Here is a 20,128-nt window from a genome sequence, read left to right as displayed (position 1 = left end):
CTCACCCGAGAGACTCTCTCAGGCTTTCCTCCGGGCGCTTCCCTTCGGTCTTGCGTTTCCGACTCTATCAGATCTTTCCGATCCGATTTCCTCGGCGCTTTCCAGGTTCCCGCTTTCGCGTTTCCCTTTCCGGCGGCTCCGACTTTATCAGAAGTTCTGAGCCGGTCTGACCGGCCGCTCATTTCCGATTCATCGGGAGAGTGCTTCGCCGAATTCAATGATCCGGGAGGAAGCAGATAGATACTAGCGGTTGCCGTGCTGGGTCGAACCCATCTCCGGGCAACTGTTTGAATCTACCTCCCCGCTCGCTCCGTGTCAACGGCTCTTGCGGGAACGAAGAGGACACTAGCAGCTCACCGGGGACGGATGCACATCAGGCGGCCGTCGGCACGGTGGCGCTGCGCTCGGCCGCCTCGACGTCGCCCGTGTCGCCGGTGCGCACCGCACGCCCGCCGAGGACGTAGACGTAGACCAGGAAGGCCAGCTCGGCGACGACTCCGATGGTGATGCGGGCCCAGGTGGGCAGGCCGGACGGGGTCACGAAGCCTTCGATGGCGCCGGAGAGGAACAGGACCAGGGCGAGGCCGATCGCCATGCCCAGGGCGGCTCGCCCCTCTTCGGCGAGGGCGACGCGCCGGGTGCGCGGGCCCGGGTCGACGACGGTCCAGCCGAGGCGGAGGCCGGTGCCCGCGGCCACGAAGACCGCGGTGAGTTCGAGCAGGCCGTGGGGCAGGACGAGCCCGAGGAAGGTGTCGAGGCGGCCGGCCGAAGACATCAGGCCGAAGCCGACGCCGAGGTTGAGCATGTTCTGGAACAGGATCCAGATGACGGGTAGTCCCAGGAAGACGCCCAGGATCAGGCAGAGCGCCGCGGCCCACGCGTTGTTCGTCCAGACCTGTGCGGCGAACGAGGCCGCGGGGTGGCTCGAGTAGTAGGTCTCGTACTGGCCGCCGGGGCGGGTGAGCTCGCGCAGTTCGCTGGGCGCCGCGATGGTGGACTGCACCTCCGGGTGGGTGCCGATCCACCAGCCCAGGAGCGCCGCGACGGCCGTCGACAGCAGGGCGGTGGGGACCCACCAGTGGCGTGCCCGGTAGACGGCCGCCGGGAACTGCCGGGTCAGGAAGCGGGTGACGTCGCGCCAGGAGGCCCGGCGGGTTCCCGTTACCGCGCTGCGCGCGCGTGCGACCAGTTGGCTGAGTCGTCCGGTCAGCTGCGGGTCGGGCGCGCTGGACTGGATGAGGGAGAGGTGGGTGGCCGTGCGCTGGTAGAGGGCGACGAGTTCGTCGGTCTCGACGCCGGTCAGCCGGCGCCGGCGCCGTAGCAGGGCGTCGAGGCGGTCCCATTCCGCTCGGTGGGCGGAGACGAAGACGTCGAGGTCCATCGGTGTGCCTGCTCCTCGGCTATCGTCGGCGGCTCGTCGTGGATCAGCTTGTCGTACTGCGGCGCGGTGCGTCCTCAGCTTGGCAGACTGGCGGGGACGGGGGCAGTCAGGGGAAGGGCGGCAGGCGTGAGTGAGCTGGTGACGGGCGAGGCGGTGGCGTTGGAGCTGCGCCCCGCGAGGCTGCCCAGCAGGGCGCTGGCCGTCCTGCTCGATCTGGCGGTGGCCGTGGCCGTCTATGTGGCGGTGACCGTCGCGCTGGTGGCTTCCACCGCTTCTTTGGACATGGCCGCGCAGACCGCGCTGTCGATCGCGGCCTTCGTTCTCGTGCTGGTGGGCGGTCCGATCGCGGTGGAGACGCTCAGCCACGGGCGTTCGCTCGGGAAGATGGCGTGCGGCCTGCGGGTGGTGCGGGACGACGGCGGGCCGATCCGGTTCCGGCACTCTCTGGTGCGGGGCCTGATCGGCGTGATCGAGATCCTGATGACGTTCGGCGTCGTGGCCTGTATCGCTTCGCTGGTATCGGCGCGAGGGCGGCGGCTCGGTGACGTGTTCGCGGGGACGCTGGTCGTCCGGGAGCGGGTGCCGGTCTCGACGGCGGGCTTCGCGCCGCCGCCTCCGCCCTGGCTGGCGGGGCGGTTCGCCGGGCTCGATCTGTCCGCGGTGCCCGACGACCTGTGGCTTGCCGTCCGTCAGTATCTGACGCGGATGGGACAGCTGGACCCTCGGGTCGGCTGGGGCATGGCGGAACGGCTCGCCGCCGATGTGGCGACTCGTACCGGTGCTCCGGTGCCGCAGGAGATACCACCGGCCGCGTATCTGGCGGCGGTGATGCAGGAGCGGCAGGTTCGGGAGGCCCGGCGGGCGTTCGGCGGTGTGCCCGCGGCCGGAGGACCGGCGGTGCAGGCGCCCACGACTCCCCCTCCGCCTGGCTTCCCGGTGACACCGCCGGTGCAGCCGCCTGCGCTGCCGCCGGAAGCGCCTCCCATGGTGCCGCCGACCGCACCAACGCGGGGAGACCGGCCCGAGGCGTCGCGGGAGACGCCGTCGGACGGCCGCACCGGCACCGGTTTCGTGCCGCCGGCGTAGGCGGCACGTGCCGCGACCGGGCGGCCCCGCGGCGCTTGGCGCCCGGCCTCGCTCACGGGAACACGGACGGCGGTGACTCCAGGTCCTCCAGCTCGACGCCGGGGGCCGCGAGGACGACGTCGCCGGCGATGTGCACGGCGTGCTGCTCGCCCGTGTCCAGGGCTGTGACCTGGTACTCGTCCACGATGAGGGGGCCGTTGTCAGTGGCGTGTGCTTCTCTTTCGAGCAAGGCCCAGGACTGGTCCACGGTGCGGGGGGCGAGGACCGGGTCGGTGAGGGCGACGAGACGTACGCGGGTGGCCGATCCGGAGGGGGTGAGGCGTAGGAGACGGGCGGTGGCGACGAGGAAGGCCGGGGAGGTGCCGGTGAAGGCGTGGGCGCGCGCATTGCCTTCGGTGGCGTGGTTCCCGGCGGGGTCGGTGCGCACCCAGGTGACGCCATCGATGGCCGCGCCGCGCACTTGCCAGCTCGCGGCGTGGAGTTCGAGGCGGATGGGACGGCCGAGTTCGTCGAGGGCGAGGTCGACGGAGCCGTGGTGGTCTCCGGTGGGTGTGGTCAGCCGGGAGACGTAGCGCCAGCCGGAGGGGCCGGGGGCGCACTGGAAGTGTTCTTCTGCGAGGGGGGTGTGGTCGTGCGGATCGTGGAGCGAATAACGGCCGCGGGGCATGGTGGTCCTGGGTGGTGACGGGCTGCTGGTCCGGCCGCTGAGGCGCCAACGGGGCAGGCCCCCGGCACGGGGGTGCGGGGGCCTGTCTCGGAGGAGCCGGCAGTCGGCGGAGAGACGCGTCTGTGCACGGACGCGCCCCCGCCGGCTGCGACGCGGGCTTGCTCAGTAGCGGTAGTGGTCCGCCTTGTACGGGCCCTCGACCTTGACGCCGATGTAGTCGGCCTGCTCCGGGCGGAGCGTGGTCAGCTTGACGCCGAGCGCGTCGAGGTGGAGACGGGCGACCTTCTCGTCCAGGTGCTTGGGCAGCACGTACACGTCGGTCGGGTACTCGTCCGGCTTGGTGAACAGCTCGATCTGGGCCAGCGTCTGGTCCGCGAAGGAGTTGGACATCACGAACGACGGGTGGCCGGTGGCGTTGCCCAGGTTCAGCAGGCGGCCTTCGGAGAGGACGATGAGGACCTTGCCGTCGGGGAAGGTCCAGGTGTGGACCTGCGGCTTGACCTCGTCCTTGACGACGCCGGGGATCTTCGCGAGGCCGGCCATGTCGATCTCGTTGTCGAAGTGACCGATGTTCCCGATGATCGCCTGGTGCTTCATCCTGGCCATGTCCGCGGCCATGATGATGTCCTTGTTACCGGTCGTGGTGACGAAGATGTCGGCCTGGTCGACGACCTCGTCCAGCGTGGTCACCTGGTAGCCGTCCATCGCCGCCTGCAAGGCGCAGATCGGGTCGATCTCGGTGACGATCACGCGGGCGCCCTGGCCGCGCAGGGACTCCGCGCAGCCCTTGCCCACGTCGCCGTAACCGCACACGACCGCCGTCTTGCCGCCGATCAGCACGTCCGTGGCACGGTTGATGCCGTCGATCAGGGAGTGGCGGCAGCCGTACTTGTTGTCGAACTTCGACTTCGTCACCGCGTCGTTCACGTTGATCGCCGGGAACAGCAGCGTGCCGTCCCGGTGCATCTCGTACAGACGGTGCACGCCCGTCGTGGTCTCCTCGGTCACGCCGCGGATCTCGGACGCCAGCTGGGTCCACTTCTGCGGGCTCTCGCTCACCGTGCGGGTGAGCAGTTCGAGGACGACACGCTCCTCGTCGGACCCGGCGGTGTCCACCGAGGGGACCTTGCCGTCCTTCTCGTACTCGACGCCCTTGTGGACGAGGAGAGTGGCGTCACCACCGTCGTCCAGGATCATGTTCGGGCCGCCGGTGGGGGTGTTCGGCCAGGTCAGCGCCTGTTCCGTGCACCACCAGTACTCCTGGAGGGTCTCGCCCTTCCAGGCGAAGACCGGGACGCCCTGCGGGTTGTCGGGCGTGCCGTTCGGGCCGACGGCGATGGCGGCCGCGGCGTGGTCCTGGGTGGAGAAGATGTTGCAGGACGCCCAGCGGACCTCGGCGCCCAGGGCGACCAGGGTCTCGATGAGTACGGCGGTCTGCACCGTCATGTGCAGGGAACCGGTGACGCGGGCACCGGCGAGGGGCCGGGCCTCGGCGTACTCCTTGCGGATCGCCATGAGGCCGGGCATCTCGTGCTCGGCGAGGGTGATCTCCTTGCGGCCGAAGGCCGCCAGGGAGAGATCGGCGACCTTGAAGTCCTGTCGGTTGTCGACAGTCGTCATTGCGGGCTGCTCCTCGGGTTGGGTCGAGGTGGGTACGGCTGACACCTGCGCGGCGGCGGACACAGGGGTGCCCCGAAGAGGACACAGGCATGCCCGCGTGTGCGCAGCGCAGTCCGTCGGAGGCCCTCTCTCCCTCGGCCGGTCCGCACGGGACCGCCCGACCGCCATCAGCAGCGACGTCTGGCTCCGTCCCAAGCTACACCGCACGGGCCCGCCGTCCCCAGTCCGCCTCCGAACACTTCCGGTCGTTCACGAAGCGTGGCCGGACGCGCCGGGGTGGACGCCGACGGGGCCCGCCGAAGAGATCGGCGAGCCCCGTGGGTGTGGGACGTGCGGGTGTCAGTGGGCGGCGGGGGGTGTGGACGGGCCGCCGGGGGTCGCCTCGCGGTCCGGGCCCTTGGTCGCCTCGGACTCGCTGTAGATGTCCGGTTCCAGGTAGATGACGCGGGCGATCGGGACCGCCTCGCGGATACGGGCCTCGGCGGCGTCGATCGCGGAGGCGATCTCGGTGGCCGTGCCGTCGTGGCGGACTGCGATCTTGGCGGCGACGAGCAGTTCCTCGGGGCCGAGGTGGAGCGTGCGCATGTGGATGACGCCGGTGACCGTGTCGCCGGCGACGATCGCGGCCTCGATCTGCTGGACGGCATCGGTGCCCGCGGCCTCGCCGAGCAGCAGTGACTTGGTCTCGACGGCCAGGACCAGCGCGATCACGATGAGCAGCACACCGATGCACAGGGTGCCGACGCCGTCCCAGACGCCGTCGCCGGTGAGCAGGGCGAGACCGACACCGCCGAGGGCGAGGATCAGACCGACGAGGGCGCCGAGGTCCTCGAGGAGGACGACCGGCAGCTCGGGGGCCTTGGCGTGGCGGACGAACTCCTTCCAGGACTTCTTCCCGCGCAGGGTGTTGGACTCCTGGATGGCGGTCCGGAAGGAGAAGGTCTCGGCGACGATCGCGAAGACCAGGACGCCCACCGGCCAGTACCAGTGCTCGATCTCGTGCGGGTGCTTGATCTTCTCGTAGCCCTCGTAGAGCGCGAACATGCCGCCGACCGAGAAGAGCACGATGGAGACGAGGAAGGCGTAGATGTAGCGCTCGCGGCCGTAGCCGAACGGGTGCTGGGGGGTGGCCTCGCGCTTGGCGCGCTTGCCGCCGAGGAGCAGGAGTCCCTGGTTGCCGGAGTCGGCGAGGGAGTGCACGGACTCCGCGAGCATCGACGACGATCCGCTGAAGAGGAACGCCACGAATTTCGCTACCGCGATCGAGAGGTTGGCGAACAGTGCCGCCACGATCGCCTTGGTTCCGCCTGACGCGCTCATGTGTCGCGTTGTCCCTTCGCCTTCATCTGCTTCGTCTGCGTCCGTACGCCGGTTGGGGGGGCGGCCGGTGCCCCGGCTCCGCCCCTTCTCGGCGGTGCGCCATTGTTGCAGCCCGCGCGGGCCCCAGGGTGCCGGATGCCCCGTCGTACGTCCCTCAGACCCGCGTCACACGCGGACGGTGGCCCGGAAGAGCGTGCCGCTCCCGGACACTTCGGCCCTTTCGTCCGCCGGGACGAAGACGGAGCGGCCGGGGGTCAGTTCGTGTTCGCCCGCCCGTACGGTACCGGCGGTGCAGAGCAGGATCTGCGGGGTGGGCAGCGTGAGGTCCTGGACGCCGGTGCCCTCCGGGAGGACGTACCGGGACAGGCGGAACTCGTCGATCGGGGTGTCGTAGACCTCTTCGCCGTCGGGGGACGCCTCCGGGCGGAGGATGCCGGGGGCGCCGGCCTCGAAGCGGACGATGCGCAGCAGTTCGGGGACGTCGACGTGCTTGGGGGTCAGGCCGCAGCGCAGGACGTTGTCGGAGTTGGCCATGATCTCGACACCGAGGCCGTCGAGGTAGGCGTGCGGGATGCCGGCGCCGAGGAACAGGGCCTCACCGGGCTGGAGCCGGACGTGGTTGAGGAGCATGGCGGCGAGGACGCCGGGGTCGCCCGGGTAGTGGTGGGCGATGCCGGCGTAGGGCGCGTAGGCGCCGCCGAGGCGGTCGCAGGCGGCCGCGGTCTCGGTGACCGTGCGGGACATCTCCTCGGGGTCGGCGGTGAGGATCGCGGTGAGGACTTCGCGCAGGGCGGCGTCCTCGGGGTGCGCGCGCAGCAGGTCGGCGTAGGGCTTGAGGGAGGCGATGCCCAGGCCGTCGAGGAGGTCGGCCGTCTCGGCGGGGGCGCGGAAGCCGCACAGGCCGTCGAACTCGGTGAGGGCGCAGATCAGTTCGGGCTTGTGGTTGGCGTCCTTGTAGTTGCGGTGGGGGGCGTCCAGGGGGACGCCCCGGCGCTCCTCGTCCTCGTAGCCCTGCTTGGCCTGGGCCAGGTCGGGGTGGACCTGGAGGGAGAGCGGGGCGCCGGCGGCGAGGAGCTTGAGGAGGAAGGGCAGCCGGGGGCCGAACTTGGCCACGGACGCGGCGCCCAGTTCCTTTCCGGGGTCGGCTTCGACGACCTCTGCGAGGGTGCCCCGGCCGGTGCGGGAGGGGGCGCCGGGGTGGGCGCCCATCCACATCTCCGCCTGCGGTTCGCCGTTCGGCTCGGTCCCGAGCAGGGTCGGGATCGCGGTGGTGGAACCCCAGGCGTAGGGGCGGACGGTGTTGTCGAGGCGGTCCATGGGCTCTCTCTGCCGGTGCGTGCGCGGTGCGTGTCCTGGTGCATGCCTGCGAGTTGGCACGTACGAGTCGGTGCTTACGCGCTCGTACGCGCCCCCCGGGTGCGTGCGTGCTGGTACGGACGCTCTGGTACGTAGGCGATGGTGCGTACGGGATCAGGCGCCCGAGGCGAGCGCCAGGTAAACGGCGGCGAAATCCGTGATGGCGATCAGCTCCGCGAGGGTCTCCAGTTCATCGCCGGCTTCCGGCTCCAGCTCGCTGATCGGCGTGTCGTGGCCGAGGGCCAGGTCACGGGCGCCCGGAGCGGCGGTGAGGCCGCCGCTGGGGCGGTCGCGGAGGAGCACCACGCGCGCGCGCAGTGCGGGCGCCTCCTCGACGCGGTCGCGGAAGAAGTCCTCGGGGTCGGCGCCTGCGGCGAGCCGGCCGGCGAGCAGGGCGCTGTGCGCGTCGAGTGCCTCGGGCAGTTCGGCGACGACGGCCGGGGTGCCGGACAGTTCGGCGAGCGCGGCGGCGAAGCGCCGGCCCGCCGGTCCGGCCGAGGTGCCCTCGGTCCAGACGACCGGCAGGGAGTCGGCCAGTTCGGAGGCGAGGGTCTTGGCCGGGTTGCTGTAGGTCGCGATGGCGGGCCCACAGCGTTCGGCGATGCGGTCGAGGCGGTCGGCGACCTTCTCGATGACCTCGGGCGGCGCGTCGAGCAGGGCGGTGCGGTCCAGCAGCGTGAGGAGCGGGGTGAGCAGCGCCCACAGGACGCCGGGGGCGGCGCCGGCGAGGGGCTCGTCGTGGTCGTAGGGGGCGGTCGCCATCGGGATGAACAGGCCGTGCGAGCCGTTCACCGACTCGCTGAGCGGAGAACGGGCGGGGGCGACGGCGACGACCGTGCAGCCCCGGCGGTAGGCCTGTTCGGCGAGGAGGGCGAGGCCCGGCTCGGTGCCGTCGGGGGTGGCGATCAGCAGGAGGTCGACGGAGCCTGCCCAGCCGGGCAGTTCCCAGCGCAGGGCGCCGGCGGCGGGGGCGACGCCGGTGGGGGCGAGCCGGGTGACGGGGCTGCCGGCGCCGGCGAGGGTGCCGAGGAGGTCGGCGGCCTGTGTCGCGGCGGCGCCGGGGCCGGCGATCAGGACGGCGCGGGGGCGGCCGTCGGGCTTGAGGTTGCCGACGCCCGCCTCGGCGGCGTGCCGGGCGGCGGTGCGTACCCGGGCACCGGCCTCGGCGGCGCCGCGGAGCAGGCCGCGGCGGTCTGCCTCGGTGAGGCGCTCCGGGGTGTCGAGCAGCGATTCGTCGAGCATGGCGGCAGTCTCCGATCGCCGGATGCGTTCGTTCGGGTGCGCGGGGTCGCCCGGCCGTGGGGCGGCCGTCGGTTACTCGGGGCGGCTGCCCCTGTCGATCGGGGCGGCGGGCCTCGTCACTCGGGGCGGCGGGCCTCGTCGACGAGGAGGACGGGGATGTCGTCGCGGACCGGGTATGCCAGCCCGCAGTCCTGACCGGTGCAGATCAGCTCGGTGTCCTGCTCCTCGAGGGGGGAGTGGCAGGCCGGGCAGGCGAGGATCTCCAGGAGGCCGGCTTCGAGCGGCATGGGGGTTCCCTTCGGGGGCGGTTCGGCTTGTGCGGATGTGCTGGTCAGGGTACCGCCGGTGGAGGCCTGGTGGAGGGGCGCCGCCCCTGCACCGCGCCCGGGGGTTCCGGTGCCCTGGTCCCCCGGGCTCTGCCACCCGCCACGCGCCTCGCCCGGCTGAGGAGCGGGCCGCCGCCTTACGACCGGATGATCGCCAGGGCCTCGTCGCGCACCTTCGTCATCGTCGCCTCGTCCCGCGCCTCCGCGTTCAGGCGCAGCAGCGGCTCCGTGTTGGAGGGGCGGACGTTGAACCACCAGTCGGCCGTCGTGACGGTGAGGCCGTCCAGCTCGTCCAGGGTGACGTCGTCGCGGCCCTCGTACGCGGCCCTGATGGCGGCGAGGCGGTCCGTCTGGTCGGCGACGGTGGAGTTGATCTCGCCGGAGCCGGCGTAACGGTCGTACTGGGCGACCAGGTCGGACAGCGGCCCGTGCTGGCCGCCCAGGGCGGCGAGGACGTGGAGGGCGGCCAGCATGCCGGTGTCGGCGTTCCAGAAGTCGCGGAAGTAGTAGTGCGCGGAGTGCTCGCCGCCGAAGATGGCGCCGGTACGGGCCATCTCGGCCTTGATGAAGGAGTGGCCCACGCGCGTGCGTGCCGGGGTGCCGCCGTTCTCCTTCACGACCTCCGGCACGGACCAGGAGGTGATCAGGTTGTGGATGACCGTGCCCGTGCCGCCGTTGCGGGCGAGTTCGCGGGCGGCCACGAGCGCGGTGACGGCGGACGGGGAGACCGGGTCGCCGTTCTGGTCGACGACGAAGCAGCGGTCGGCGTCGCCGTCGAAGGCGAGGCCGAGGTCGGCGCCCTCCTCGCGGACGCGCTTTTGCAGGTCGACGAGGTTGGCGGGGTCGAGCGGGTTGGCCTCGTGGTTGGGGAAGGTGCCGTCCAGTTCGAAGTACATCGGCACCAGGTCGAGGGGGAGGCCGGCGAAGACCGAGGGGACGGTGTGGCCGCCCATGCCGTTGCCCGCGTCCACGACGACCTTGAGGGGGCGGATGGTGGTGAGGTCGACGAGGGAGCGCAGGTGGGCCGCGTAGTCGGCGAGCGTGTCGCGCCGCGTGACCGTGCCGGGGCGGGACGCCGGCTCCGGGGCGCCGGAGGCGCTCCACCGCTCCACGAACCCGCGGATCTCGGCGAGGCCCGTGTCCTGGCCGACGGGGGCGGCGCCCGCGCGGCACAGCTTGATGCCGTTGTACCGGGCCGGGTTGTGCGAGGCCGTGAACATGGCGCCCGGCAGGTTCAGCGCGCCGGAGGCGTAGTAGAGCTGGTCGGTGGAGCACAGGCCGATCTCGGTGACGTCGGCGCCGCGGGCCGCCGCCCCGCGCGCGAAGGCGCCGGACAGGCCCGGGGACGAGGGCCGCATGTCGTGACCGGTCACGATGGCGCTCGCCCCGGTCAGCTCGACGAAGGCCGCGCCGAACAGCTCGGCCATCGCCTCGTCCCACTGGTCCGGGACCACACCGCGTACGTCGTACGCCTTCACGATCTGCGACAGATCAGCAGCCACGGCCAACCTTCCTGAAAGTCCTGTCGGAGCCCACAAACTACCCGCAACCGCCGACCGGGCGTCGGGCGGTTCCCAAGGTCAGGCAGGGTGGGGGCGCGGCCGGAGCGGGGGCGGGGCCGGAGCGGGGGCGGGGCCGGAGCGGGGCGGGGGGCAGGGCCGGAACCAGGACCAGGCCGGAACCAGGACCAGGCCGGAACCAGGGCCCGGGTCAGGACCAGGGCCCGGGTCAGGACCAGGAGTCAGGAGTCAGGACCAGGACCGGAGTCAGGACCAGGACCGGGTCAGGGCAGCATCCAGCCCAGGACCGGCGTGGACTGTCCGACGACGATCAGGCACATCACCAGCAGCAGGCCGAGGCTCCAGGGGAGCACCTTGCGCAGCAGGTCGCCCTCGCGGCCCGCGAGTCCGACGGCCGCGCAGGCGATGGTGAGGTTCTGCGGGGAGATCATCTTGCCGAGGACCCCGCCCGAACTGTTGGCGGCGGCGAGCAGCTCGGGCGACAGGCCCGACTCCCGCGCGGCGGTCACCTGGAGCGCGCCGAAGAGCGCGTTGGCGGAGGTGTCGGAGCCGGAGACGGCGACGCCGAACCAGCCGAGCACGGGCGACAGGAAGGCGAGTCCGGCGCCCGCCGCCGCGACGAAGTGGCCGATGGTGGCGGCCTGCCCGGAGAGGTTCATGACGTAGGCGAGGGCCAGAACGGAGGTCACGGTGAGGATCGCGAACCGCAGTTCGTGCACGGTCGCGAGCCACTCCTTGACCGCCACGCGCGCGTGCACGCCGAGGACGACCGCCGTGGCCAGCCCCGCCAACAGCACGAGCGTGCCGCCGGTGGAGACGACCGGCAGGGAGAAGACGTTGCCGCCGGCCGGGTTCCCCTCGGGGTCGGCGACGTCCAGGAACGGCCAGTCGTACGTCTGGGTCGCCCGGGCCAGCCAGTCCTTGACGGCCGGGATCTGCGCGACGGAGAAGACGGCGACGATCAGTGCGTAGGGCGCGTACGCGCGCAGGACCTCCCGGCCGGGGTCGCGCTCGTCCAGCTCCTCGCTGCGTACGCCGGTCAGGACGGACGCCCGTACGGGTTCGGCGGCGGGCCTGCGGGACCGCGGTACGGCGACCAGGGCGGCGGCGCCGAGGAGGGCGGCGCCGATGTCGGCGAGCTGGGCGGAGACGTAGTTGGAGGCGACGAACTGGGCGACGGCGAAGGCGACGCCGCATGCCATCGCGGGCGCCCAGGTCTCGCGCAGCCCGCGCCGCCCGTCGACGAGCCCGACCAGCAGCAGCGGGACCACGAGGGCCAGCAGGGGTGTCTGGCGGCCCACCACGGAGGCGACGTCGTCCAGCGGCAGCCCGGTGACCTGGGCCAGCGTCACCACGGGGGTGCCCATCGCGCCGAAGGCGACCGGCGCGGTGTTGGCGACCAGGGACACGACCGCCGCGCGCACGGGGTCGAAGCCGAGCGCGACGAGCATGACGGAGCAGATCGCGACGGGCGCGCCGAACCCGGCGAGGGCCTCCAGCAGGGCGCCGAAGCAGAAGGCGACGACGAGGGCCTGGATGCGCGGATCGTCGGACAGCCGCCCGAAGGAGCGGCGCAGGATGTCGAAGTGCCGGGTGCGGACGGTCATCCGGTAGACCCACAGGGCGTTCACGACGATCCACAGGATGGGGAAGATCCCGAACACCGCGCCCTGGACGGCGCCGGAGGCCGTCTGGTCCAGGGGCATGCCGTAGGCGAGCCAGGCGACGAGCACGGCCGCCAGGAGGCCCGTGAGCCCCGCCAGGTGCGCCTTCATGCGGACGCCGCCCAGCAGGACGAGGACGATCACCAGCGGCAGGGCCGCCACCAGGGCGGACAGGCCGAGTGAACCGGCGACGGGTTCCAGTTCCTGGACGTACACGGGCGCCTCCCCGGATTCCGCCATGCGAAAGCGGTTTCTCACCGCTTCCGGAATGGTCGTGTCCGCGACAAGATGGCGTCAATGGGTGTGCGGCGACGGTTCCGTGCGGAAGTGACGGGTGGCGCCGGAGGGGTTCAGTTGTCCGGCGAGCGCAGCACGCGCAGGTGGCCGCGGCGCGCGACCTCCATCGGGTCGGCCGCCCGCGGACCGCCACCGGCCTCGGCCGCCCGTCCCTGGGGGCGGGCCGCCTCGCGTACCGCGTTGGCGAGCGCTTCCAGGTCGTCGCCGCTGGGGCGGGCCGGAGCCGAACCGTCGAGAAGGCGGACGACCTCCCAGCCGCGCGGGGCGGTGAGGCGCTCGGAGTGCTCGGCACACAGGTCGTAGCAGTGGGGTTCGGCGTAGGTGGCGAGCGGGCCGAGGACCGCGGTCGAGTCGGCGTAGACGTACGTCAGCGTCGCGACGGCGGGACGGCCGCAGGCGGTGCGCGAACAGCGACGTACAGGGCTCACGATGTTGGACGGTACCGCACTCTTGAGCGGGCCGCGAAGACTCTCCACCGGGTCACACCACCGTGTCGTTGTGTGAGACGCCCCACAGGATCCCCCGAACACACGTCGTCGACCTGCATGGACGCCGGTTTTCGAGATATCGGACGGCTCCGGAAGCGGTCGCGAACCGATACGAACAGCGACATTTGCCTTGAGTTCGGCGGTCGCGGAGAGATACGGAATCGAGCCCAACCTTGGCTGGAATGGTCATCCGGCGACACGCCGTACGAGGTGTCCCGGCGCTGTCCGGTGCGCGTGTGCGGTCCGGCGCGGGACGTCGGCGGGGACTACCCTTCACCAGTGATGGACAACCCCCTGACGCCCCGTGACGCGGGCCGCCCAGGTCCCCGCCGTCGTGATCGACACGGTCGGGGCATGCGCGGCCCGATCGCACCCCCGCAGGTACCGCTCGCCGCGAGCCGCGGCGAGGTGTTCGCGGACTTGGTGCAGGACTCCGTGGAGCGACTGGAGCGGCGGTGGCCGCAGCTCGCCGACATCGACTTCCTCGTCCTCGAGGTGCCGCGACTGGGCGGGTCCGCCGGGGACGCGTGGGACGACGAGGCGGTGCCGCTCGGGGGGACCGTGCCCTCCCGGGACGGGCGGCGGGGGCGGGTGGTCGTGTACCGGCGACCGGTCGAGATCCGGACGAAGGGGCGGGACGAGCGGGCGGCGCTCGTGCACGAGGTGGTCGTGGAGCAGGTGGCGGAGTTGCTGGGACTGACGCCGGAGACCGTGGATCCCCGGTACGGGGAGGACTGAGCAGGCCCGAGGATGCGTGCGGTGGACCACCGGCTGGTCCGTGCGCTGTGTCGGTGCCGAGGGGGGCGCGCGGCCCGGCGTCGCGCAATGCCTCCTCCGGCGGGGTGCCCCCGGGGCCCGTCCGGGCCGCCCCTGGGGGTGCCTCCCGGGCCGTTCGGGCCGCGTGCCCGTGGGACCGGTCCCCTTACCTCTGGAGTACCGACAAGTCCTCGTCCGCGTTCGGTACCGAGACCGTTCCCCGGTCGTCGGGGAGGGTTTGGACGGTGAAGGACGCCACGTCGTCGTCCTGACCGGTCAGGGTGCGGGACGCGTGGACCGGGCCGCCCGAGACGGTCTCGACCGTCAGCGCGTAGGTGCCCTCGAGGCCGGCGGGGACCGGGGCCTCGACGTTCTGGGTCGTGCCGCCCTTGATCGTGTACGTCTCGGTCGCCGGCGTACCGCCCTCGGTGCCCGCCGATGCCGTGACCCTGACCTTCGCGGCCTCTCCGGTGGCGGCCAGGGACAGTGTCGTGCTCTTGGCGCGGTTGTCCGCGGCAGTCGCGCGCGCCCCGACCGGGTCGGCGGCGGGAATGAACGCCGACTCCTGTTCGCCGCCCTTGCCCCGCACGACCCGGACCGCCGCCACGACCGGAACGGTCCCGCCGGTCGGCGTCAGCACCAGCGATCCCGCCTCGCCGCGCGTGATGTCGCCGAGGTCGACGCCCGTCGTCATGCCCGCGTTGACGTGCACCGTCTCGTGCCCGGCGGGCGTGATCAGCCCGGACGGCGAGGCGAGCCGCACCTTCAGGTCGGCGTCGGTGCCGCCGGGCGTGAAGAGCACCAGGCGTACGGCTGTGGCGTCCTTGGGGATGCCCGGCAGTACGAGGCTGCCGGCCGGATCCGCGGCCGCGGTCAGCCAGTCGCCGCCGGTCTTGTCGTCCAGGGCCTGCACCGCGGCACCGACCCGTCCGCTGCGCACGCCGACGTGCACCGTGACGTCGGTCTGCTCCACGTCGCTGAGTGTGGACAGCAGGAGGGACTCACTGGCGTGCGGCGGCACGGTGATGCCCTCGCCCACCGTGGACTTCAGGGCTCCGTCCTTGCCGTAGAGCTCGACGTCGACGACGGCCGCCGAGTCGTCGGGGTTCGTCAGGTGCACGTAGTCGGTGCGGTCGGTCGCGGTGCTGGCGCCCGGGAACCAGAACTCCGTGTCCGGGGCGGCGCAGTTGACGCCCTGCAGTCCCCGGCCCGTACCGGCGGCCACCTCCGTGGTCTGCTGCACCGTCCAGCCGGGCGCGTAGCCGCCCTCCGCGATGCCGATCAGCGCGGGCGTCTCGGCACCGGATGCCTTGCCGGTGACCGGCGTGCCGGGCGCCTCGGGCCGAACCACGGGCTTCTCGTCCTTCTTCCCGGTCTCCTCCTCGTCCTTGGTGGCGCCGGGCTCGAGTGCGCCCCTGCCCTTCTCTTCGGTGCCCTTCGTGACGGGCGTGAAGGACGTGTACGACGTCTCGGCGAGGTCGGAGGTGCTGGGCGCCGGGCACAGCAGGCTGGTGCGCTCCACGGGCAGCCGGGCGGCCGGCCGGGCGGTGTCCGCGCCGGTGGCGTCCGGTGTGGAGACCGCCGCGAATCCGGTGATCGCGGCGAGCGCGGTCGCGCCGGCGAACAGGGACAGGGTGGTGCGCTTCACTGCTGGCTCCCGTCGGGACGCTCACTGCCCGTGCCGTGGGGGTGGTGGGGCTGGGAAGGGTCGTAGGGCGTTTCGTATCCGCCCTGGTCGTAGGCCTGGTCGAAGGCGGGGTCGTAGGCCGGGTCGTACGTGCCGGCCCGGGACGGGTCGCCGTAGGCGTAGGGGTCGTACTGACCCGCCTCGTACTGACCGGCCTCGTACTGACCGGCCTGGCCACCCTGATAGGCGTCCGCCGGGTACTGCTGCTGTCCGTACGCGCCCGGGTCGTACTGCTGTCCGCCCTGGTACTGCCCGCCGCCGTACGTGCCGTAGGAGTGGCTCTCGGCACCGGCGTACCCCGCCGAGTCCCACTCGTCGTAGGCCGGCTGCTGCGGGACCGGCGCGGGTGTCTCCGCGGGCGCCGGGCCGGCCTCTTCGAAGGGGCCCGCGGCCTCGGTCGCCGGCTCGCTTCCCGCTGTGGCCCCCGGATCGGCCTCCGCCTCGGCCTCGGCCTGGGCGCGCAGCCGCCGGGCCCGGCGGCCTTCGCCCTCGACGGCCTCGGCGGGGACGAGCGGCTCGTCGGGCAGGTCGTCGTCGACGTCGCGGCGCCTGCCGGGCAGGGCGAGGACGACCAGGACGACGGCGAGGAGGCCCTGGGCCCACAGCCAGGCGGTGTGGGTGAACGGGGCGTCGTAGGTGACGTCCAGCTTTCCGCCGGAGGCGGGGAGTTCGAAGCCCTGCGCCCAGCCGTCGACCGTGGTGCGGGTGAGCGGCTTGCCGTCCAGGGTGGCCGTCCAGCCCTCGGCGGCGGTGTCGGCGAGGCGCAGCACGCGGCCGTCGGAGCCGGACGGAATCTCGGTGTGGATTTCGACGGGCCCGGCCGCGACGGGCTGCGGCTCACCGGCGCCGGGGCCGGAGTCGGAGCCGGCACCCGGCTTTCCGCCGGGCACGATGGTCGCGCGCGCGACCTCCTGGTCCACCCGCCACAGTCCGCTGCCGTCCTGCTGGCTGAGCCGGTTCAGGCCGGGCGTGGCGTCCAGGACGCGGGTGACCTCGCGGGGCGCGCCCTGGTGCACGAGGACATAGCGCACCGCGAAGCCGCCGAGCTGGTCGGTCTGGTCGGCGCCGGAGCCGGCCACCAGGTTGGCGACGATCTTGTCGAGTCCGCTGTTCCCGCCGGATCCGGCGGCCAGTTCGCCGTCGCCGAGGCGGGCGCCGGAGCCACGGACGAGCGTGTAGCTGACGTGGGTCGCGGAGTCGCTGTCGAGGACGAGGGTGCGGGCCTGGTCGCGGGTGCGGCTCTCCTCGGCGACGAACGCGGGCACCTGGACGGGGTCGCGTCGCTCCACAGGGCCGTCGGCGCCCCCGATCATCCAGCCGGTGGCGGCGATCAGCGGGCCGACGGCCGAGGCGAGGGCGATCAGGGCGGCGACCGGCTGGCGCCAGCCGAAGCTCTGCTCGGCCACCCGCGAGCGGGCTCCGTCGGCGCCGAGGGTCGCGGCGGACAGGAGGGCGATGCCGTAGACGAGGGTGGCGGGGCCGGCCCAGGCGGAGCGGTTGGACAGGACCGCGAAGACCAGGGCGACCAGGGCCACGGCCCAGGCCGTGCGGATGCCCAACTGCCGTTCCGAGCGCAGCAGGGCGGCCAGTGCGGCCAGCACGATGCCGACGAGGACCAGTCCGCCGACCGTGCCGGGGCCGCCGGGGCTCGCCCCGAGCAGGTCGAGGGCGGAGGCGGCCGAGGAGCCGTACTCCAGCCCGGCCTCGTCGAAGAAGCCGAACGGGAGCAGTGTCAGCGACCAGGGGGCGAGGAGCAGCAGGGGGGTGCCGAGCTGGGCGAGGAAGCGCAGCCCGTACGCCGTGATGTCGCCCCGGTGCAGGGCCAGGACGCCGACGCCGAGGAGCAGGGCGATGGGCCACACGACGGGCGTGAAGGCGGTGGTGATCGTCAGCAGCAGCGCGTACGCCCAGGTGGCGCGCCAGCTGCCGCGGGCGCCGGACGAGCCCGTCAGGCCGGCCGCGGCGGCACCCGCGCGCGCGATGAGCGGCAGCAGCACGGCGAGGACGGCGGTGCCGATGCGGCCGCCGGCGAGTGCGCCGGTGGCCGCGGGCAGGAAGGCGTAGGCGACGGCGGCCCAGGCGCGCAGCAGCCGGGAGGTGACGAGCGGACGGGAGGCGAAGTACGCCGCGACGCCGGCCAGGGGTACCGAGCAGACCAGCAGCAGGGTGACGGCCAGTCCGGTGGAACCCAGCAGTACGGAGGCGAGTGTGGCGACGATCGCGAGGTAGGGCGGTGCGGAGGCGGTGCCACCGGTGCCCACCGTGTGCCAGGCGTCCGCGTACCGCGACCACAGCTCGCCGGCGCCGGCCGGGGCGGGCAGCAGCGCGCCGCCGGCCAGGGCGCCGCCGCCGAGGAGCGCGCGGCAGGCCGCCAGGGAGACGATCAGCAGTACGAGGAAGAGCACCGGGCCGGGCTTGCGGGCGATGCGCTTGAGGCGGGCGAACTGCTCGATCTCAAGGAAGTCGGCGTCGTCGCCGCCGGGTCCTGACTCGATGCCGCCGCCGTGCCGTCCGGCGCCGGTGGCCGTCTCGGCGTCGGAGCTGCCGACGAGGTTGCCCGCGACCTGCTCGACGGTCACGCGGATGGTCGCGCCGGGGGGCGGGAACAGGGGGCGCAGCTCGTCCTTCTCGACCTGCGGGCGGCCGCGTTCGCGCCGTCCGGCGATGATGCGCTCGGGGCGCAGCAGGACGCCGAGCAGGCCGCGGATCTCGTCGACGGCCTGTCCGGGGACCTTGCCGACGAGGTAGGCGAGGGTGCGCAGCAGGGTGCCCACGACGATGCGCAGCAGCACCCAGGGCAGGGCGGCCGTACGGACGTTGACGAGGAGGGTGTGGACGGCGCCGGCCTTGTCCACCTTGTGTGGGGAGGCGGTGGTGCGGCCCGCGCAGTCGACCGCGCGGCGTTCGCGGGAGGCCGCCTCGGCGTGGCGTACGACCGCCTCGGGGGCGACGAGGACGCGGAGTCCGGCGGCCTGCGCGCGCCAGCACAGGTCGACGTCGTCGCGCATCAGGGGCAGGCGGCGGTCGAACCCGCCGAGCCGCTCGAAGACGTCACGCCTGATCAGCATGCCGGCGGTGGACACCGACAGGACGGAGCGGACGTGGTCGTGCTGACCCTGGTCCTGCTCCCTGCGGTCCAGGCCGGTCCAGCGGCGGCCGGAGTTGGCGATGGAGACGCCGACCTCCAGCAGCTGCCGCCGGTCGTACCAGCCGCGGAGCTTGGGGCCCACGACGGCGACGTCCTCGCGGCCGAGTTCGTACTCGGTGTCCACGACGCGCAGCAGCTGGGCCAGGGCGTCGGGTTCGGGGGCGCAGTCGTCGTGCAGCAGCCAGAGCCACTGCACCGGCTCTCCGTGGGGAAGCTCCGGCAGGTCGTAGGTGTCGTCGCGCCAGCTGCGCGTGACGGGGTCCCAGCCGCTGGGCCGCCTCAGGTACGGCAGGTCGTCCGGGGTGAGGACGGGGGCGGTGCGGGCGGCCTCCTCGACGGCCTGGCCGAAGCCGGTGCGCCGGGCGAGGTGGAGCACGCGGTCGTCGCCGAGGGCGTCGGTGACCAGCCGGGCGGAGTCGTCGGCGCTGCCGGTGTCGGCGGCCACGGCGTACTGGACGGGGCGCTCCTGACCGAGCAGCCCGGCGAGCGCGTCGGGCAGCCAACGGGCTCCGTCGTGGGCGACGAGGACCGCGGTCACCACGTGACGCGGGAACTCAGGTGTGGCAGCGAGGTCTTGCTGGGCTGCCGTGTGGCTGTGCACGGACATCGAGGTACGGGCCCCGGTTCGGTGGACTGCGGTGGACGCCCGTGCCTGTTGGGGGCGGCGGGGCGTCTCGGACGAGCGCCCACACTATCGGCTGGACACGACGACGGCCCGCCGCCTGTGGACAACCCACCTGCGAGGGGCCGTTCCTGCCGGTCCTGCCGGTCCTGCCGGTCCTGCCGCTCCTGACGGTCCTGCCGTTCCTGCCTGTGCCTGGCCGGTGTGTGCCCGGTACGCAGGCGTGGCGGGTCAGACGGCGGCCTTCTTCAGACGGCGGCGTTCCCGCTCGGACAGGCCGCCCCAGATGCCGAAGCGCTCGTCGTTGGCGAGGGCGTACTCGAGGCACTCGGAGCGGACCTCGCAGGCGAGGCAGACCTTCTTGGCCTCCCGGGTGGAGCCGCCCTTCTCGGGAAAGAAGGACTCGGGGTCGGTCTGGGCGCACAGTGCGCGCTCCTGCCAGCCGAGCTCCTCGTCCGCGTCGTCGACCAGCAGTTGCTGCACCAGCTCGGTCATGTGCGCCCCTCGTCTGTCTTTCGCGTCCCCGTGATCTAGCCGTTACCGATTCCGGCTGAACGACACGAGTGAAATTACAAGTGTGCTGCTCCGGGCGAGTCAAGCCGGGATCTGCTATTGGGCCCCTTATTCACTCTGCGGAACCAAGGCCAAGCGGAAAGTGTTCAAATCGCCATAAACCTCGACATACCAACGAGGGCCACAAGGGCACCCGGCTCGCGCAGAGCCCGCACCAGAAAGGACGCCCCGGCGATCGATCCCGTTCCGATACACGCGCCGAAGCGAACCTGATCACATTCGGATCACGGGATCGCAACGGGGGTTGTGCGCCCGGCTTGTGCGCCATGTGTCCCGGAAGCCGCCTGAGCAAACCTTTCACCTGTGAGATGAACCGGATGAGGTGAAGCATGTCCCACATAACGGGCATCGAGTTGACAGTCCCGGTGTGAACCG

Annotated in this window: 15 protein-coding genes; 2 read left to right on the top strand and 13 right to left on the bottom strand. The window is 72.6% G+C overall.

Going from position 1 to position 20,128, the window contains the following annotated elements; translation table 11 throughout:
- Positions 1-373: 373 nt before the first annotated feature.
- Complete coding sequence (locus tag ACZ4V1_RS20535; RefSeq protein WP_468337915.1) at positions 374-1,381, bottom strand: stage II sporulation protein M; 1,008 nt, start codon at positions 1,379-1,381, stop codon at positions 374-376.
- Positions 1,382-1,507: 126 nt separating this feature from the next.
- Between ACZ4V1_RS20535 and ACZ4V1_RS20530 the strand changes: the two genes are divergently transcribed.
- Positions 1,508-2,467 carry an RDD family protein gene (locus tag ACZ4V1_RS20530; RefSeq protein WP_468337945.1) on the top strand — a complete coding sequence of 320 codons (960 nt, stop codon included), beginning with the start codon at positions 1,508-1,510 and terminating at the stop codon, positions 2,465-2,467.
- Positions 2,468-2,519: 52 nt separating this feature from the next.
- Here the strand turns inward: ACZ4V1_RS20530 and ACZ4V1_RS20525 are convergent, their stop codons facing one another.
- The 9 genes from ACZ4V1_RS20525 to ACZ4V1_RS20485 all read right to left on the bottom strand — a co-directional run bounded on the left by ACZ4V1_RS20525 (position 2,520) and on the right by ACZ4V1_RS20485 (position 12,955).
- Entirely contained in the window at positions 2,520-3,134 is a 615-nt protein-coding gene (locus ACZ4V1_RS20525; RefSeq protein ID WP_468337912.1) for a hypothetical protein, read from the bottom strand.
- 162 nt (positions 3,135-3,296) lie between these two features.
- Positions 3,297-4,754: an adenosylhomocysteinase gene (ahcY, locus tag ACZ4V1_RS20520; protein WP_468337909.1), complete on the bottom strand. Its 1,458-nt coding sequence runs from the start codon at positions 4,752-4,754 to the stop codon at positions 3,297-3,299.
- A 339-nt stretch (positions 4,755-5,093) separates the two neighbouring features.
- A complete protein-coding gene (locus ACZ4V1_RS20515; RefSeq protein WP_468337906.1) occupies positions 5,094-6,074 on the bottom strand; it encodes a cation diffusion facilitator family transporter in 981 nt (326 codons plus the stop codon).
- Between the two features lie 165 nt (positions 6,075-6,239).
- Positions 6,240-7,391 (bottom strand): mannose-6-phosphate isomerase, class I, encoded by a 1,152-nt coding sequence (gene manA, locus ACZ4V1_RS20510; RefSeq protein WP_468337903.1) that lies wholly within the window; start codon positions 7,389-7,391, stop codon positions 6,240-6,242.
- 153 nt (positions 7,392-7,544) lie between these two features.
- Positions 7,545-8,672 carry an SIS domain-containing protein gene (locus tag ACZ4V1_RS20505; protein ID WP_468337900.1) on the bottom strand — a complete coding sequence of 376 codons (1,128 nt, stop codon included), beginning with the start codon at positions 8,670-8,672 and terminating at the stop codon, positions 7,545-7,547.
- Positions 8,673-8,788: 116 nt separating this feature from the next.
- On the bottom strand, positions 8,789-8,959 hold the full coding sequence (locus tag ACZ4V1_RS20500) for a Trm112 family protein (RefSeq protein ID WP_468337897.1): 171 nt from the start codon (positions 8,957-8,959) through the stop codon (positions 8,789-8,791).
- Between the two features lie 176 nt (positions 8,960-9,135).
- Positions 9,136-10,500, bottom strand: coding sequence for a phosphomannomutase/phosphoglucomutase (locus tag ACZ4V1_RS20495; protein ID WP_468337894.1), 1,365 nt, complete (start codon positions 10,498-10,500; stop codon positions 9,136-9,138).
- Between the two features lie 281 nt (positions 10,501-10,781).
- Positions 10,782-12,398 carry an L-lactate permease gene (locus ACZ4V1_RS20490; protein WP_468337942.1) on the bottom strand — a complete coding sequence of 539 codons (1,617 nt, stop codon included), beginning with the start codon at positions 12,396-12,398 and terminating at the stop codon, positions 10,782-10,784.
- A 134-nt stretch (positions 12,399-12,532) separates the two neighbouring features.
- The gene (locus ACZ4V1_RS20485; protein WP_468337891.1) at positions 12,533-12,955 is read right to left on the bottom strand and encodes a DUF3499 domain-containing protein; all 423 of its coding nucleotides are present in this window, start codon (positions 12,953-12,955) and stop codon (positions 12,533-12,535) included.
- Between the two features lie 294 nt (positions 12,956-13,249).
- Here ACZ4V1_RS20485 and ACZ4V1_RS20480 point away from each other — a divergent pair, with 294 nt between their 5' ends.
- Positions 13,250-13,705: a metallopeptidase family protein gene (locus ACZ4V1_RS20480; protein ID WP_468337939.1), complete on the top strand. Its 456-nt coding sequence runs from the start codon at positions 13,250-13,252 to the stop codon at positions 13,703-13,705.
- Between the two features lie 184 nt (positions 13,706-13,889).
- Here ACZ4V1_RS20480 and ACZ4V1_RS20475 read toward each other — a convergent pair whose 3' ends face one another.
- The 3 genes from ACZ4V1_RS20475 to ACZ4V1_RS20465 form a co-directional block, all read right to left on the bottom strand.
- A complete protein-coding gene (locus tag ACZ4V1_RS20475; protein WP_468337888.1) occupies positions 13,890-15,371 on the bottom strand; it encodes a DUF5719 family protein in 1,482 nt (493 codons plus the stop codon).
- Entirely contained in the window at positions 15,368-19,165 is a 3,798-nt protein-coding gene (locus ACZ4V1_RS20470; protein WP_468337885.1) for a glycosyltransferase family 2 protein, read from the bottom strand. The genes ACZ4V1_RS20475 and ACZ4V1_RS20470 overlap by 4 nt, the downstream gene beginning before the upstream one ends.
- 246 nt (positions 19,166-19,411) lie before the next feature.
- A complete protein-coding gene (locus ACZ4V1_RS20465) occupies positions 19,412-19,675 on the bottom strand; it encodes a WhiB family transcriptional regulator (protein ID WP_003975777.1) in 264 nt (87 codons plus the stop codon).
- Positions 19,676-20,128 lie beyond the last annotated feature (453 nt).

It is taken from the genome of Streptomyces sp. NPDC028991 (assembly GCF_055564775.1).
The sequence above is the reverse complement of the archived record's forward strand: the minus strand, read 5'-3'. Positions and strand labels throughout refer to the sequence as shown.